Annotated in this window: 15 protein-coding genes; 2 read left to right on the top strand and 13 right to left on the bottom strand. The window is 37.6% G+C overall.

Annotation, left to right across the window (positions count from 1 at the left end; all coding sequences use genetic code 11):
* Window positions 1-176 precede the first annotated feature (176 nt).
* Together DEX24_RS12320 and DEX24_RS12315 are read right to left on the bottom strand one after the other, a co-directional pair.
* Window positions 177-737: a DUF1700 domain-containing protein gene (locus DEX24_RS12320; RefSeq protein ID WP_170112938.1), complete on the bottom strand. Its 561-nt coding sequence runs from the start codon at window positions 735-737 to the stop codon at window positions 177-179.
* 100 nt (window positions 738-837) lie between these two features.
* Window positions 838-1,731: an HNH endonuclease gene (locus DEX24_RS12315; RefSeq protein ID WP_109306705.1), complete on the bottom strand. Its 894-nt coding sequence runs from the start codon at window positions 1,729-1,731 to the stop codon at window positions 838-840.
* A gap of 288 nt (window positions 1,732-2,019) precedes the next feature.
* Between DEX24_RS12315 and DEX24_RS12310 the strand changes: the two genes are divergently transcribed.
* Both DEX24_RS12310 and DEX24_RS12305 read left to right on the top strand, forming a co-directional pair.
* Window positions 2,020-2,322 carry a DUF3817 domain-containing protein gene (locus DEX24_RS12310; RefSeq protein WP_109306704.1) on the top strand — a complete coding sequence of 101 codons (303 nt, stop codon included), beginning with the start codon at window positions 2,020-2,022 and terminating at the stop codon, window positions 2,320-2,322.
* Window positions 2,323-2,425: 103 nt separating this feature from the next.
* The gene (locus DEX24_RS12305; RefSeq protein ID WP_109306703.1) at window positions 2,426-2,899 is read left to right on the top strand and encodes a GNAT family N-acetyltransferase; all 474 of its coding nucleotides are present in this window, start codon (window positions 2,426-2,428) and stop codon (window positions 2,897-2,899) included.
* Window positions 2,900-2,939: 40 nt separating this feature from the next.
* Here DEX24_RS12305 and DEX24_RS12300 read toward each other — a convergent pair whose 3' ends face one another.
* The 11 genes from DEX24_RS12300 to DEX24_RS12250 form a co-directional block, all read right to left on the bottom strand.
* On the bottom strand, window positions 2,940-3,695 hold the full coding sequence (locus DEX24_RS12300; RefSeq protein ID WP_109306702.1) for an amino acid ABC transporter ATP-binding protein: 756 nt from the start codon (window positions 3,693-3,695) through the stop codon (window positions 2,940-2,942).
* Between the two features lie 14 nt (window positions 3,696-3,709).
* Window positions 3,710-4,417 carry an amino acid ABC transporter permease gene (locus DEX24_RS12295; RefSeq protein ID WP_109306701.1) on the bottom strand — a complete coding sequence of 236 codons (708 nt, stop codon included), beginning with the start codon at window positions 4,415-4,417 and terminating at the stop codon, window positions 3,710-3,712.
* Window positions 4,418-5,146, bottom strand: a complete 729-nt coding sequence (locus tag DEX24_RS12290; protein WP_109306700.1) for an amino acid ABC transporter permease — start codon at window positions 5,144-5,146, stop codon at window positions 4,418-4,420.
* A 70-nt stretch (window positions 5,147-5,216) separates the two neighbouring features.
* The gene (locus DEX24_RS12285) at window positions 5,217-6,074 is read right to left on the bottom strand and encodes a transporter substrate-binding domain-containing protein (RefSeq protein ID WP_109306699.1); all 858 of its coding nucleotides are present in this window, start codon (window positions 6,072-6,074) and stop codon (window positions 5,217-5,219) included.
* On the bottom strand, window positions 6,061-7,236 hold the full coding sequence (locus tag DEX24_RS12280) for an acyl-CoA dehydrogenase family protein (RefSeq protein ID WP_186819624.1): 1,176 nt from the start codon (window positions 7,234-7,236) through the stop codon (window positions 6,061-6,063). The genes DEX24_RS12285 and DEX24_RS12280 overlap by 14 nt, the downstream gene beginning before the upstream one ends.
* A 313-nt stretch (window positions 7,237-7,549) precedes the next feature.
* Window positions 7,550-8,617: an iron-containing alcohol dehydrogenase family protein gene (locus DEX24_RS12275; protein WP_109306697.1), complete on the bottom strand. Its 1,068-nt coding sequence runs from the start codon at window positions 8,615-8,617 to the stop codon at window positions 7,550-7,552.
* A 384-nt stretch (window positions 8,618-9,001) separates the two neighbouring features.
* Window positions 9,002-9,922, bottom strand: coding sequence for an oligopeptide ABC transporter permease (gene opp4C / locus DEX24_RS12270; protein ID WP_109306696.1), 921 nt, complete (start codon window positions 9,920-9,922; stop codon window positions 9,002-9,004).
* Window positions 9,919-10,893 carry an ABC transporter permease gene (locus tag DEX24_RS12265; protein ID WP_109306695.1) on the bottom strand — a complete coding sequence of 325 codons (975 nt, stop codon included), beginning with the start codon at window positions 10,891-10,893 and terminating at the stop codon, window positions 9,919-9,921. The genes opp4C and DEX24_RS12265 overlap by 4 nt, the downstream gene beginning before the upstream one ends.
* A gap of 15 nt (window positions 10,894-10,908) precedes the next feature.
* Window positions 10,909-11,739, bottom strand: coding sequence for an ABC transporter ATP-binding protein (locus tag DEX24_RS12260; protein WP_109306694.1), 831 nt, complete (start codon window positions 11,737-11,739; stop codon window positions 10,909-10,911).
* Window positions 11,736-12,728 carry an ABC transporter ATP-binding protein gene (locus DEX24_RS12255; RefSeq protein ID WP_307725584.1) on the bottom strand — a complete coding sequence of 331 codons (993 nt, stop codon included), beginning with the start codon at window positions 12,726-12,728 and terminating at the stop codon, window positions 11,736-11,738. The genes DEX24_RS12260 and DEX24_RS12255 overlap by 4 nt, the downstream gene beginning before the upstream one ends.
* A gap of 27 nt (window positions 12,729-12,755) precedes the next feature.
* Entirely contained in the window at window positions 12,756-14,375 is a 1,620-nt protein-coding gene (locus DEX24_RS12250) for an ABC transporter substrate-binding protein (RefSeq protein ID WP_109306693.1), read from the bottom strand.
* Window positions 14,376-14,382: the final 7 nt, after the last annotated feature.

Raw genomic sequence — 14,382 nt, 5'->3', positions numbered from 1 at the left:
ACCCGGACTGAGCGAAGCGAGGGAGAAGGCTGGAGCCGTGCCCGCGAAAAGCGTCCGCCGGAACGGAATCAACGGCTACGAGGAAAAGCGAGGACAGGAACGAATTTCGTTCCTGTCCTCGCTTTTCAGTGCATAAGTGGACTTTTTCAGTACCCTCCAAAAAAGTAGGCCTATTTTTATATGAAATATGATTTAATACTGCGTGTGCATTCTTTTTTCAGACGTAAAATAATTCGTGATAATTTTTTAGTTGGTGAAAAAAAGAAGATGCTAAGCGTTGCGCTGACGAGCCCACAAAAAAAGACGATGATTCCTTGGATAATGCTAGCATCAAAAAGAAAAAAGGCCAGTGCCATACTCACAATACCGCCTATGATCAATATATTATTTACAGTAAAAGCAAAAAGAATACCACACCATATGACGCTATGTATTGTTAAAAGAATAAACAAAAACAACAAAATCAGCGGTGATAAAAGCATTATTTTTGTGCGGTGAAGTGATAAATCTTTTTTTCTTGGTAGTACGAGTTGCCATACTGGTGTTAAATCAAGTACTGCTATTTTAGCTAAATCATCTAGGTGGCCTAATGTGCTCACAGATCGTTCTTCGCTGCGTCCATCACCTATTTGATCATCTATAATTGTTGCATAATTATTGATAATCTTTGCTCTTTGCTGTTGATTAAATTCACTTAGTCGACCATGTAGTTCCTCCGTAAATTCAATTTTATTCATGGCTTTCTTCCTCTCTACTGCACGCTCATCCATCCCAGTATAATCGGTTGTACTCAAAAAAAGAATACCCAATCTGCCTGAAGCAAATAGGCTATTCCATTTAGTTAAAAATATGTTTGCGATGCCATCTAAAAAATGATTTATGTTCCTCTGAACGCTGGATTTTCATTTTAGGTGTTATTGTTAATTTTTCATAATCTGACACTGCAATTCTTGGCGATATCATTATTTGACCGGTACCATCAAAGCCAATATAGCCTGCCTTATAAAGCATTGCGTGATTTTGACATAATAAAATACCATTATAAGCATTAAAACGTTCTTCCGTCGTACTCTCGCGCCAAGGTTTTGAATGGCTAGCATATAATAATTCTGGTATATTAATTTGACAAATTGCACATTCACCGTGCCAAATCGGACTCAAAATGGCACTATATTTTTCGTGACCTACTCGAATTGAACGCTTTAATGATGCTTCAGATTGTGTAATAAGTGGAATAATAGCTTTATGTTCTTTTGTAATAATCGTACTGATGGCTAACTCTAATTGTTCTTCTTTAATTTTATAGATGTTTAATTCACTTATACATTCTATCAGTTGTAACGCTAACTCATCATTACATGGAAATAAATAGCCGGCTACGCCATCTCCCTTTTTGTTGAATGGTGCATATTTCACCGGTAATAATGGTTGAATTTCCGAAAAATAATCTTTTATAACTAAAGGCTTTTCGAGTTCATAATACGTTAACGCTACATAGTTTAAAGCTTCATTTTTCGTATTAGTTGTTTGTTGACAAGATGATTGAGCCACACTAAACGCTAGAATTTCACCACGAACATAATGGAATATCCGATCACCAACCACGATATTTTGCATGCGTAGCCATGATTGGGGAATGAGACCACCTTTGTCTTGCTGCGGGGTGCATATTAAACTAGCGGCTTTTTCTTCTTCATATGTATGCCCCTGCATAACGATGTAATGATTCATAGACCTATACCTCCATGCTTCTTCTTCTTTCTATTATACTACTTTAGAAAATTATTGCTCGATCAAAAATTTCCTAGCGATAGATGATAAGCATGTTAATTCATCGTATGACAACAAATAAAACGGCTCAATTATTTAACTTGAATTATTATAAGGGGTCATTAAATAGACTTATTTAACGCCAAACAATCATTTATTTTTGATTTGTTTGGCGTTTTGTTCATATTGCGTTCATAATTATTGTACATACTTATTTTATAGTTAGTTTATTACGGGAGGTCATTTAGGTTGAATAAAAAAGAATTAAAATTTTTACATATTACAGGTATCCTTGATGGCATATCACTATTACTATTACTCAGTATAGCAATGCCACTGAAGTACTTTGCAGATTTGCCAATTGCTGTGCAAATTACCGGTAGTATACATGGTGCCATTTTTGTCACATACTTACTATCTATTTTAATTGTTCAACTACGTATCCGTTGGGCTTTTAAATATAGCTTTATGGCTGGTGTTGTTGCCTTCATTCCATTTGGTAATTTTGTTTTCGATCGATTCATCAAAAAATATGATGCTAAATTAGCCTAATAAAACTCGCTGAAATGATTGATCTCATTTCAGCGGGTTTTGATAATTTAGTAAGCAATTCCAATGTGCAGCACACACTGCATATGAGTAGGAGGTTTTAGTATTGGAACTATATTTATATAGGGATTCAATGGCTCAACATATCAAAGATTATCTATTATCAGATGAACAATTACAGTTTACAACGCATCCAAATGATGCCATCAAACGTAGTCAAACCGATGACGATATACGACCGATTTTAGCTTTTCATAATGAACAACTTGTCACATTTTTCTCACTCTATACAAATGCACACTTGAAAAAATATACCACGAACCCCCAGGCCATTTTACTCGGGAGTTTTTCCACAGCTTTATTACACCAAGGCTGTGGTTATGCTAAAGATGCGTTGCAGTTGGTGAACTCTTTTATACAAGACAATATGCCTTCTATTACCGAAATTTATTTGGGTGTCAATACTGCCAATATTGCTGCACAAACACTTTATAATACATGTGGTTATCATGCAACTGGTGGTCGTTTTGAAGGTCGTTTTGGTGAAGTGACGATTATGAAACAAACATTATACTACTAAAAAATGGCCCTCCAAACATAGGATTTTGGGGGCCATTTTTTTAAATATTAAAGATAAAATCATCTGGTAAGACACGTTGAAGAAATTGCTTTGTCCTTTGCTGTTTTGGATGAACAAATAACTCATCCGGCGTTCCCTCCTCTACGACGACACCTTGATCCATGAAAATAATATGATTTGCAACTTCTCTTGCAAAACTCATTTCATGTGTCACAACTAGCATGGTCGTTCCTTCTTTTGCAATATTTTTCATAACGCTCAATACTTCTCCAACTAATTCTGGGTCTAGGGCAGATGTTGGTTCATCAAATAATATAATATCCGGGCTAAGTGCTACTGCACGAGCTATTCCTACCCGTTGTTGCTGTCCACCAGATAACTCACTTGGATAGGCAGCTTGTTTGTCTGTTAATCCTACTTTAGCCAACGCTGCGAATGCAAGCTCATTTGCATCTGATTTTGACATCTTACGTCCAATTACTAGCCCTTCTGTAATATTCTCCAGCACTGTTTTATTGCTGAATAAATTATAATTTTGGAACACAAAAGCTACTCTTTGACGAATCATATGAATGTCTTTTTTCTTGGCAGCTGTCACATCTACTTGCAGATCACCAACTATTATTTTCCCTCTATCTGCTTGTTCTAAAAATTCAATGCATCGTAATAAAGTTGTTTTTCCTGACCCCGAAGGACCCAATATTACGACGACATCTCCTTGTGCCACTTCAATATTTACCCCTTTTAGAATTTCATTATTACCAAATGCCTTATGAATATTCTCTACCTTTAACATAGTAAGACCCCTCCTTATACTAATTTAAAACGCAATAGATGGCGCTCGTATTTTTTCAACGCATATTCTACAAGCGAACAAATAGCTAAATAGACAAAAAATATAACGACATAAGCTTCAATATAGTTATATCCTGCATTAGCAGCTACTTTTACGTTTAATGTGATTTCGGGTAAGGACAATGCATAACCAAGCGATGTTGCCTTTATTAGATTAATTATATTAGTGGTCATATTTGGCATTGCTGCTCCGAGCATTTGTGGAATAATAATGCGACGATAGGCTTGAAAATTGGTCAATCCAACTGCATTGGCTGCTTCAAGCTGTCCTTTATCGACCGTACTAAGTGCTGAACGAAAGACCTCTACTAATAAAGCTGTCGTACTAAACGTAAAAATGATAAAAGCATACCAAATTGGATGTATAGCATAAATATCAAATTTGATCTGGTATGTTTCAAACAGCATTTTCAATAAAATAGGTACGCTATTATAAATGATGAAAATTTGGATTAAAATGGGTGTTCCGCGCACAAAGGATACGTAGACTGCAATTACTTGTGACACCACCGGGATTTTCTTCAGGCGTAATGTCGCAAAATAAAAACTGATTGGCACAGATAATAGTAATGTAATCAAGGTAATTCCAAGTGTTACAGGAACGCCGAGCATTGCTACTCGAAAGGCCTCTCCTAAAAAATTCACATCAAAAGTAGATGCCATTTAAGTCGTCCCCCTTGGTTTATATTGTGTACCGAGTGATTTTTTCCCCTTACTAAAGAAGCGCTCTAATCGTGCAAAAATATGCTCTATAATAATGGATAATATCCAATAAATAAGAGCCAATGCAATGAAAACTTCCAATGCATGTGTATTCATATTACCGGCAATAATCAGATTGGCCTTGCCGACAATATCGATTAAGCCAATCGTGTATGCCAAAGAACCTTCTTGTAACAAGTTGATTACACCATTGCCGATATTCGGAATTGCGATGACAAATGCTTGTGGTGCAATGATACGACGATAGGCTTGAAAAGGGGTCAAACCAACGCTTACTGCTGCTTCAAATTGACCTTTATCTACAGCTAAATAACTGGCACGGATAATTTCAGACATCATCGCTGTAAATTGCATTGTAAAAGTAATAATGACAAAGACAGCAGAATGCATATTCTGTAGATCGATATGGACGACAGCTGCAAGAGCAGGAATACCATAGTAGATTAAAAATAATAGGACAATGGATGGTGTACAACGCATAATGGTCGTATAACCATTGGCGATTCTAGTCAGGTATTTCTTTTTACTTAGCTTCATGGCCACTAGGACAATGGATAACATTGTACCAAAGAAAATAGATAGCCCCACAACGAAGAAAGTCACTTTTAAAAAAGGAAGTATTTGTGGTACAGCTTGCCAAAAATAGTTGGCATCAATATATTGATCCATCATTTCACCTTCTCTATTATGTATAAATAGAGGAGGTTATCCGCTATCTTGTTGGACAACCTCCTACTTATTATTTTTTTGCTTGATCTAATACGTTAAATAAATCCTTACCATAAAATTCCTTGCTCAACTCAGCAAGTTTTCCTTCATCACGTAATTCTTGTACAGCTTTATCATATTCATCAGCTAACTTTTGTTGTTTTTTATTAAATAATGGCCATGTTTTCATTACGCCAAATTCTTTGTATACAACATTATCTTTCAAATTATGATAGGCTCCTTTTTCACTCACTACTGCCTGTTCAAAAGCACCTTCAATCATTACACCACCATCAGAACGTCCTTCATTCACCCACTGAATGACGTCGACTTCAAATGAATCGCCCGCCTTTAATTTAACATTGTTTTTTGGGTGCTCGTCATTATAATCTTTCACAACTGTGTATTGTGCATTATTCGCAGCTATTGGCGCTAATGAATACCCTTTAGTAGCAAATTTTTCTAAAGTATTTATTGCTTCATTTTCTGTTTTCAATACGAGTCCAATACTGCTGAGACCTAGGAAATTTTTAGGGAATAAGAATTTTTGTTTTCGTTCTTCTGTTACAAAAGCATTTTTCACACCAACTTGGAATTTTCCTTGTTCCACACCGATTAACAGGTCATCACTCGTCGTACCAACATAGTCAAAAGAATAATCTGTTAGTTTTTCATCTACTAATTTCATCACTTCAACATCATAACCTGTTGCATTCCCTTTCTCATCGGTGTATGTCATTGGCTTGCTTGCTTGATCATAAGCAACCTTCACTTTTTCGACGCCACTTTGTGCACTCCCCTTATTATCTGATGTGCCCCCACATGCTCCTAATAGACTCGTCACGGCGATTAATCCTGCAATTACAGTTGCTATATTACGCTTTTTCATAGATTGTCCCTCTTTCTTTTAAAGCTATTTCAGCTAATTTTTTTATTGTCATATCATCCATTGGTGGATTATGTAATCCTGCTCGTACATCTCGATAATAACGTTGAAGTGGATTACTTAACTGCAAGCTTTTTGCCCCGACAATTCGCATTGCACGATCAACAATTTCAATGGCTAAGTTTGTCACAGTATGTTTAGCAATACCTAGCTCATTTTTCAATAATCCTTTACGGTTAACATCATCAAATAGTTCTGCAACGCCATACAATGTGAAACGGGCTTGCGCTAACTTCAAATCAATTTGTCCAATATGTTCTTGTACAGACGGTAAAGTACCAATTGGTGCTGGTAAACTATTTGGCTGATACGTATTGGCAAAATCTACTGCATAATCGCGTGCTGCTTGCGCTATTCCTAAATAAGTTGCCGGTATATGCAATAAATAACCATCATTTTTGAGTTGTCTTGGTGTAGTTGCACGCTCGACATAGGCCACATCTTCCACGACGACCTTGTTTAAAATAAGGTCATGGCTACTTGTACCACGCATACCTACTACATCCCAATTTTCTTGCCATGATACGCCAGGAGCAGTGCTAGAAATCAAGAAAAATCCAACAGCTTGTTCTTCTTCAACAAATGCTTGTACTAAAATATCATCAAGTACGGGAATTCCTGTTGTAAATGTTTTATGTCCTGAAATAATCCAATTCTGACCTGAACGTTTCGCTGTTGTACTAGGACGACCACCACGAGTAGGGCTACCTGTACCAACTTCTGATGCGGCACGATTGACAAAACGTGGTCTTGCTCTAATTTGTGCTGCATAGTGTTGTAGCATATCTTCTGACCAAATTTTTTGTTGGAAAACATCGCCGATACAATTCAATGACCAACCCGTTATTAAAGCGGTGCTGCCATCATAGCTACCTAGTGTTTCCTGTAATAAGATCATGTCATAAATTGAAAAACCTTCTCCCCCATACTGCTGCGGTAATGTGACTGCTGGGTATTTTATCTTTTTCAGCGCCTCAATGCCCTTAAATGGAAAGCTGCCTTGGCGGTCAATCTCTTCTACATCTTCAACTATTTGCTCTTTCACGCTTTCTAATTTTTTTAACCACTGTCGCTGCTGATCTGTTTTAATAAATAAATCCTTCATCACGTTAGCACTCCTTTCTAAATCTATTTAATTCCTATAAGTTTAATATGTTTTAAAGTATATAATACCGATAAGAATTATACAATACAAAAATAAATTATTTTCTGAATAATTTATTTTCAAAAAAGAGCCTGGGACAGAACAAAAATAGTATGTCTACAATATGAATAATCAAATCAAGTGAATGCGCGGAAAGCGTTTTTAGAAGCGGAAATGGATTGAAATAAATAATCCCGTATGATTTCGAAAAATCATACGGGATTTTCTCTGTTGAAAATACGTTTGTCTCAGGCTCTTTTTTGCTAGTATTCTTTTAACGTAATGCTAACATAGCTTCAAACACTCTTTGTGCTGTCATTTCTCCAATAGGCATCAAGTGGATTGATTCTGAAGCTACTGTTGCTTTTAATGCTACTGCCATTAATTCTTCTTCAGACACTTGCCCTAAACCAAGATCTGTTAATGTGAGCGGTAGATCAAGTTCTTCGTAAAAAGGGCGTAATAGCTCAATTTCATCTTGACGATTTTCCAACATTAATTGTACCAGTATACCAAAGGCTACTTTTATTCCATGTAATAATGTATGCGATTGTTCAAGCGCCGTCAAACCATTATGAATGGAATGAGCTCCTGCAGTTCGACCATAATAATCACCATATCCGCCAACCATGCCTGCATACATAAACATTACTTCAATTACTTTTATAAAAGATTTATTGATTTGTTGTTCATCCAGCGCTTGTAATGCTGTAGACGATTCTGCTAATAAAATGGCTTTGCACGCTTCTGCACTATGATGTGAAATTAACATTGGTACCGTTTTGTCTTCAATTGTACGCAATTGAATATCCGCTTCATACCATTTAGCAATCGTATCACCTATACCTGCCACAAATAATGCTGGTGGCGCTGTTAATAAAATGACTGGGTCCACGAGTAATAAACTCGTTGCTACTGGATACACATCATAGCGAACAAATGCCCCTTCGTCATTATAAAGTACACTTAGTGGTGTCCAAGGTGCACAGTTTGATGCTAGTGTAGGTATAATAATTACTTGTTTATGTACTTCATTTGCAGCGGCTTTTGCTAAATCGATAACCTTGCCACCACCAACACCTATAATGGCATCAAAATCACCTGCTCGTTCAACGACGCGTGTTATTTCTGAAAATGAGCATTCTCCACTATACATATGTAGTTCTGTTGAAATTGTGGATAATGTGGGCCATAATCGCTCAACAGCTGCCCAAGATTTTTGACCCGTGACGATGAGTGCACGCTGTATTCCTCGTGCTAGCAGTTTTTGTTCTAGTAGTTGTAAGGCATCCTCTTGTAAAATATATTCGCTTGGTGCTGCATGTATTGTCATCGTTGTCATATGACTACCTTCCTTCTTTCTTAATAATTATATTATAATACTTATTCTGAATAGTTAGTATCTTTATCGCAGATAAAAACAGCGTGATCAGATCCCAGACTTTCTAACGGACCGTTTAGCTTTTTGGCTTAACACCTCTTAGTTCCAGTATCTATCATTTACTGAAGCTGTTATTTTTAAACGATTCCACTTTTCTATTTGTTCGTTTCGGACGACTGCTTTTTGTCGGCGAATCGGTGGCGTTATGCTTTTTTACGTTACATACTACAAGCTCGCGTCTCCTGTGGAATCAGCTGAAGCTGAAAACCTCAACAAATAGTATAGAACTTTTTAAACAATATAAAAACCGCAATGCCTATAAAAGGCATTGCGGCTGAATTTCTATTATTTTGTATTGCGTGGATCAAGCGCATCGCGTAATGCATCCCCAATATAATTGACAGATAACACAGTAAATAAAATCATTAATCCCGCTGGTATCCACAGCCAAGGCAGATCCGTTAAAATCGAGATTGACTGTGCACTCGACAGCATATTCCCCCAACTTGCATCGGGTGGTTGCACACCTAAACCAAGGAAACTAAGTGCTGCCTCATCTAATATTGCACCAGCAACTCCAGAAGTTGCATAGATTAAAATTGGCGCAACAGTATTAGGTAAAATATGCTTAAACAGTATTCTCGGCGTACTATAACCAAGTGCAACACTTGCTTTGACATAATCAGATTGCTTGAGTGCCAATACATTACCACGTACCAAACGTGCAATACTTGGCCAACCTAACACACCTAAGATAATAATAATATTCGTCAACCCTGGTCCAACAATACTTGCGACGACCAAGATGAAAATAATGTATGGAAACGACATGAAAACATCTGTAATACGCATAATAATGCCATCAATAATGCCCCCAAAATAACCAGCAAGCAAACCAAGAACTGTACCAATCACTGCAGCAATGGCAATCGAAAATAACCCAACCATCAATGAAACACGCGCTGCATAGATGAGTCGACTGAGGACATCTCTACCTACTTGATCCGTACCTAACCAGTGTTCCATTGACGGTGCTGCGCTAAACTGTGCAGACATTTCATTTTGCTCGTACGGTGCGAGCAATGGAGCAAATATTGCACAAATGGCCACAGCTACTAAAAACCAAAAACCAAATAATGCGAGTTTATGCTTTTTAAAGCGTTTCAGAAATAGCCCTTTTGACGGTGCTGGTAATTCTTCTGACCAAATAACTGTTTTTTCGGCATCATAGGCCTTTTTATTGAAATAGCGTTTGAATAAGCTCATCGTTTCGACGCTCCTAAATAACTTTTTCTAATGCGTGGATCTACTATTGCATAGACGATATCCGTCAAAATATTCGCTGCAATTACGACGAAGGCTGCAACTAAATTCAAGCCCATAATCGTGGAGTAATCACGACTCATAATAGATGATAATGTTAATTGACCAATGCCTGGCCAAGAGAATATTTGTTCAATAACAACTGCCCCACCAAAGAGGATTGGAATTTCCAAACCAATAATTGTGACAATTGGAATAAGGGCATTACGCATCGCATGTTTGTTGACGACACGGCTTTCTTTCAAGCCCTTAGCACGTGCCGTCCGCAAGTAATCCTGCCCCAAAATTTCAAGCATACTTGAACGGACATAGCGAATATTTCTACCAGCTACATTCGCTACAAGGACGATAACGGGCAACACCATATGTAGCAAGACAGTCCACACACTCCCCGTAGTACCAATATCTTTCATACCACTAGATGGCAACCAATTAAGCTGGATAGCAAAGACATAAACAAGTACTAAACTTAGGAAAAAGTTTGGTATCGAAATGCCTAAAAATGACCCCGTAACGAAAAAATAATCAAGTTTTGTATATTGTTTTGTCGCGCTTAAAATACCAATGGGAATCGCAATGAATAACCCTAAAATAAGTGATGTACCCATAATTAAAATTGTTGGTCCAAGACGATCCATGATCATGTCAGTAACAGGTTGGAATGTAATCATCGAATAACCTAAATCACCATGGAATAACAGGTTTTTCATCCAGCTAATATATTGGCTAACAGCTGAATCATCTAAACCGAGCTCCGCCATTTTCGCCTGACGAGCCGCTTCAGGTAGCTTCGGACTCACGAGCATATCAACAGGATTACCAGGAGCCATTTTCATAATAATAAAGTTAATAACTGTGACGCCAAATAATACAGGCACCGCAATGAATAACCGTCGTAAAATATAACCTAGCATAGCGCGCCTCCTCTTTTATGCATCGTTTTGCCCTTGTTGCACAACAATACTTCGCTTGCGAGGATCGGGCACCGGATATGCATTTAATAATTTCTTTGTATAATCATGTTGCGGATTTGTGAAGATTTGCTCTGCACTACCGATTTCTACAATTTTACCAGCGTACATGACAGCAATGCGATCACTTATATATTTCACGGCACCTAAACCGTGCGCAATGAATAAATAAGTTAAACCTAATTCCTGCTGAAGCTGTTTAAAAAGATTCATAATTTGTGCTTGAATCGAAACATCTAATGCTGAAACTGGCTCATCACAAATAATCAGTTTTGGACGCAATGCTAGAGCGCGTGCAATACCGATTCGCTGCCTTTGACCACCTGAAAACTCATGTGGGTATCGTTCTTTTGCCGTTTTGGGTAGCCCCACTAATTCAAGTAAGCGCTCCACTTCTGTTTCCACTTCATTTTTCGCGACAATTTTATGAACATGTAAAGGTTCTGCTAATAATTTACCAACCGTTTGACGTGGATTTAAAGAAGAATACGGATCTTGAAAAACAATTTGGATTTGTTTACTTAAGGACACACGCTCTGTCTTAAAATTCAGCTCATTTCCATTAAAAAGGATACGTCCTTCCGTTAAGGGTTCCAAGCCAATAATCGTGCGACCAAGCGTTGATTTCCCACAGCCTGATTCTCCAACTAACCCCAGTGTTTCACCAGCCATCAATTCAAATGATACATCATCGACGGCTTTAATATAGTCTGTTTTTAAATTCATAAACCCTGTTTTCACAGGGTAATACGTTTTGACATTTGCTAAGACGAGCAACGGTTTATTCATCGTGCTACGCCTCCTTTTTCAAGTGTTTGCCATTCAAAACATCGCGTGAAATGGCCCGCACTAATTTCTTCTAGTTGCGGCTTTTCTATACGACAGCGCTCCGTTGCATACTTGCATCGATTGGCAAAACGACAGCCGGCTAACTCTTGATATCGCGCAGGAATAGAGCCTGGTATTGACTCCAATTGTTTGCCATCGAAAACCATCGATGGGATCGATGCCAATAAACCTTCCGTATAAGGATGCAATGACTTTTCAAATAATGTATAAACATCCGCTATTTCAACAATTTGACCCGCATACATAACAATTACTTGATCAGCCATCTCTGCTACAACACCTAGGTCATGTGTAATCAGCATAATAGATGTATTTGACTGCTGGCAAAGTTCTTTTAATAGACGCATAATTTGCGCCTGTACCGTAACATCAAGTGCCGTAGTTGGTTCATCTGCAATCAGAAGCTTTGGTTTACTAACAAGTGCCATAGCAATCATGACACGCTGTCTCATACCACCCGATAATGAAAAAGCATACTGTTTCATTATTTGTGCCGCACGCGGTAATCCAACTTTTTCAAGCATATTAATTGCCGTTGCACATGCCTCTTTTTTCGTCATAGATTGATGAAGCAAAATCGCTTCTATCAGTTGATTTCCAATAGTTAAAACAGGATTTAATGCTGTCATTGGCTCCTGAAAAATCATCGACATATCATTACCACGAAGTTTTTGCATTGCCTTCTCGTCTAGCGCTGTTATATTTTGTCCATCAAATAGTAGCTCACCCGACTCAATACTGCCTGTCGGTCCAAGTAAATGCATGACAGAGAGTGCCGTGACGCTCTTTCCACTGCCTGACTCCCCCACAATTGCAAGTGTCTCACCATGTTGTACATCAAAGCTTACGTCATCGACACTCACTACTTTTCCATGCTCGGTATCGAATGCAGTCGTTAAACTACGAACGCTCAGCAAACTCGTCATCATATTCAAACCACCTTATTATTCATTCAATTATTTTACTGTCCATTCATTGACGTTAATAAACATTCCGAAATCGCTCGGTGTTGCGCCTTTAACACGTTTATTAACAGCACCTAATGCTTTTGTTGCGTAAATAGATGGCATCGGCACGTCCTGTGCAGTAATTTCTTGTAATTCACCGTATAAAGCATTAATTTTCGCTTCATTTATTTCAGTAGATAATGCTTTTAAAATTTCATTGACACGTTTATTTGCATAATAATTTGGGTTTCCTTCACCAAGGAAAAATGCAAGATCTGGCAATGGATTAATTGGTGTAATCGATACCGTTAATACAGATAAATCATATTTACCACTAACGATTTTATCCAATAGTGTTCCTAGGTCCATCATTTGAATTTTTGTTTTAACACCTACAGCATTTAAATTTTCAGAAATAATGTTTGCTGCTTGTTCTAATGTTGCATCCCCTGATAAAACCGATAAATTTAAAGTTTTGTTTGAATCCCATTTTGATTCACTTAATAGTGTTTTTGCTTTTTCTGCATCATAGGCTACCGGTTTCACTTTGTCATTGAGGTACGGGCTAATGCTCGTAAAGAAGCCATCCGTCACTTCTCCTGCGCCTTCTAGCAAGCTATCGACAATCATCTTACGGTTCATAGCGTATGAAATGGCTTGACGTTGTTTTGCATCGCCAACGACCTTTTCATTAATATACATAAACTGTGTCGCAAGTGGTTCACCATACGATGTCGACATTGTATCTAAATTCTTCACTAATTTATAATCTGCTACTGGAATGACACCAGCAGAAGGAATATTCATATCAATTTCACCACTCTTCATTTGAGAAGCGATTTGATTACCTGCTAATACTTTGAAATTCAACTGTTCTAATTTAGACGCGCCTTTGAAATAATCTTTGTTTGGTAGCATCTCTACAAAATGATCACGATCGATTTTTGAAATAGTGAAAGGACCCGATGTCACAGATGGCTTTTGCATGAAATCACTTTTATTCACTTCAGCAACATCCATTTTTTCAAGTTCTGATTTTGGCAAAGTTAGTAAGTAACGACCAACTGTATCTTGGAAAATCGTTAAAGTAGTTGGTTTTTTCGTTGTAATTTGTACTGTTTTGTCATCAATTTTAGCTACGCCTGAGATAGTTTTTTTACCTTTTTCCAAATAGCCGGCATCATCCAGTCCATCAACAATACCAAACATATAGGCATAGTTTGAAGCAACTGTTTCATTCGACATTAATTCCAATGTAAAAATAACATCATCTGCTGTAATATCCTTACCATTTGTCCATTTTGCATCTTTATTTAACTTAATTGTGAAGGCTTTATTGTCCTTCGTTGAAATCGAATCAGCTAGCATCGGTTTATAATTCAAATCCGCATCCAAATCCACCAATGGTAGGAATAATAAATTCGAGACATATGTCGATACTAAGCCAACCGGTTGTAGCGGATTAATATTACTTGGTGCATGTGTTACGCCAATATTAACAACGTTTTTGTCGCTGCTCTTTCCTTTTTCCTTCGCAGCATCCTTGTCGTTCCCACCACAAGCTGCTAACACAAGTACCATCGCCATAATAACCACTGTTACTATCATTTTTTTACTTTTTTTAAACATGATTTTC

It is taken from the genome of Kurthia sibirica (genome assembly GCF_003143975.1).
GTDB lineage: Bacteria > Bacillota > Bacilli > Bacillales_A > Planococcaceae > Kurthia > Kurthia sibirica.
The sequence above is the reverse complement of the archived record's forward strand: the minus strand, read 5'-3'. Positions and strand labels throughout refer to the sequence as shown.

Coding starts and splice junctions, on each gene's coding strand:
- DEX24_RS12320 (WP_170112938.1), bottom strand. CDS start 737: ATGAATAAAATTGAATTTACGGAGGAACTACATGGTCGACTAAGTGAA.
- DEX24_RS12315 (WP_109306705.1), bottom strand. CDS start 1,731: ATGAATCATTACATCGTTATGCAGGGGCATACATATGAAGAAGAAAAA.
- DEX24_RS12300 (WP_109306702.1), bottom strand. CDS start 3,695: ATGTTAAAGGTAGAGAATATTCATAAGGCATTTGGTAATAATGAAATT.
- DEX24_RS12295 (WP_109306701.1), bottom strand. CDS start 4,417: ATGGCATCTACTTTTGATGTGAATTTTTTAGGAGAGGCCTTTCGAGTA.
- DEX24_RS12290 (WP_109306700.1), bottom strand. CDS start 5,146: ATGGATCAATATATTGATGCCAACTATTTTTGGCAAGCTGTACCACAA.
- DEX24_RS12285 (WP_109306699.1), bottom strand. CDS start 6,074: ATGAAAAAGCGTAATATAGCAACTGTAATTGCAGGATTAATCGCCGTG.
- DEX24_RS12280 (WP_186819624.1), bottom strand. CDS start 7,236: ATGAAGGATTTATTTATTAAAACAGATCAGCAGCGACAGTGGTTAAAA.
- DEX24_RS12275 (WP_109306697.1), bottom strand. CDS start 8,617: ATGACAACGATGACAATACATGCAGCACCAAGCGAATATATTTTACAA.
- opp4C (WP_109306696.1), bottom strand. CDS start 9,922: ATGAGCTTATTCAAACGCTATTTCAATAAAAAGGCCTATGATGCCGAA.
- DEX24_RS12265 (WP_109306695.1), bottom strand. CDS start 10,893: ATGCTAGGTTATATTTTACGACGGTTATTCATTGCGGTGCCTGTATTA.
- DEX24_RS12260 (WP_109306694.1), bottom strand. CDS start 11,739: ATGAATAAACCGTTGCTCGTCTTAGCAAATGTCAAAACGTATTACCCT.
- DEX24_RS12255 (WP_307725584.1), bottom strand. CDS start 12,728: ATGATGACGAGTTTGCTGAGCGTTCGTAGTTTAACGACTGCATTCGAT.
- DEX24_RS12250 (WP_109306693.1), bottom strand. CDS start 14,375: ATGTTTAAAAAAAGTAAAAAAATGATAGTAACAGTGGTTATTATGGCG.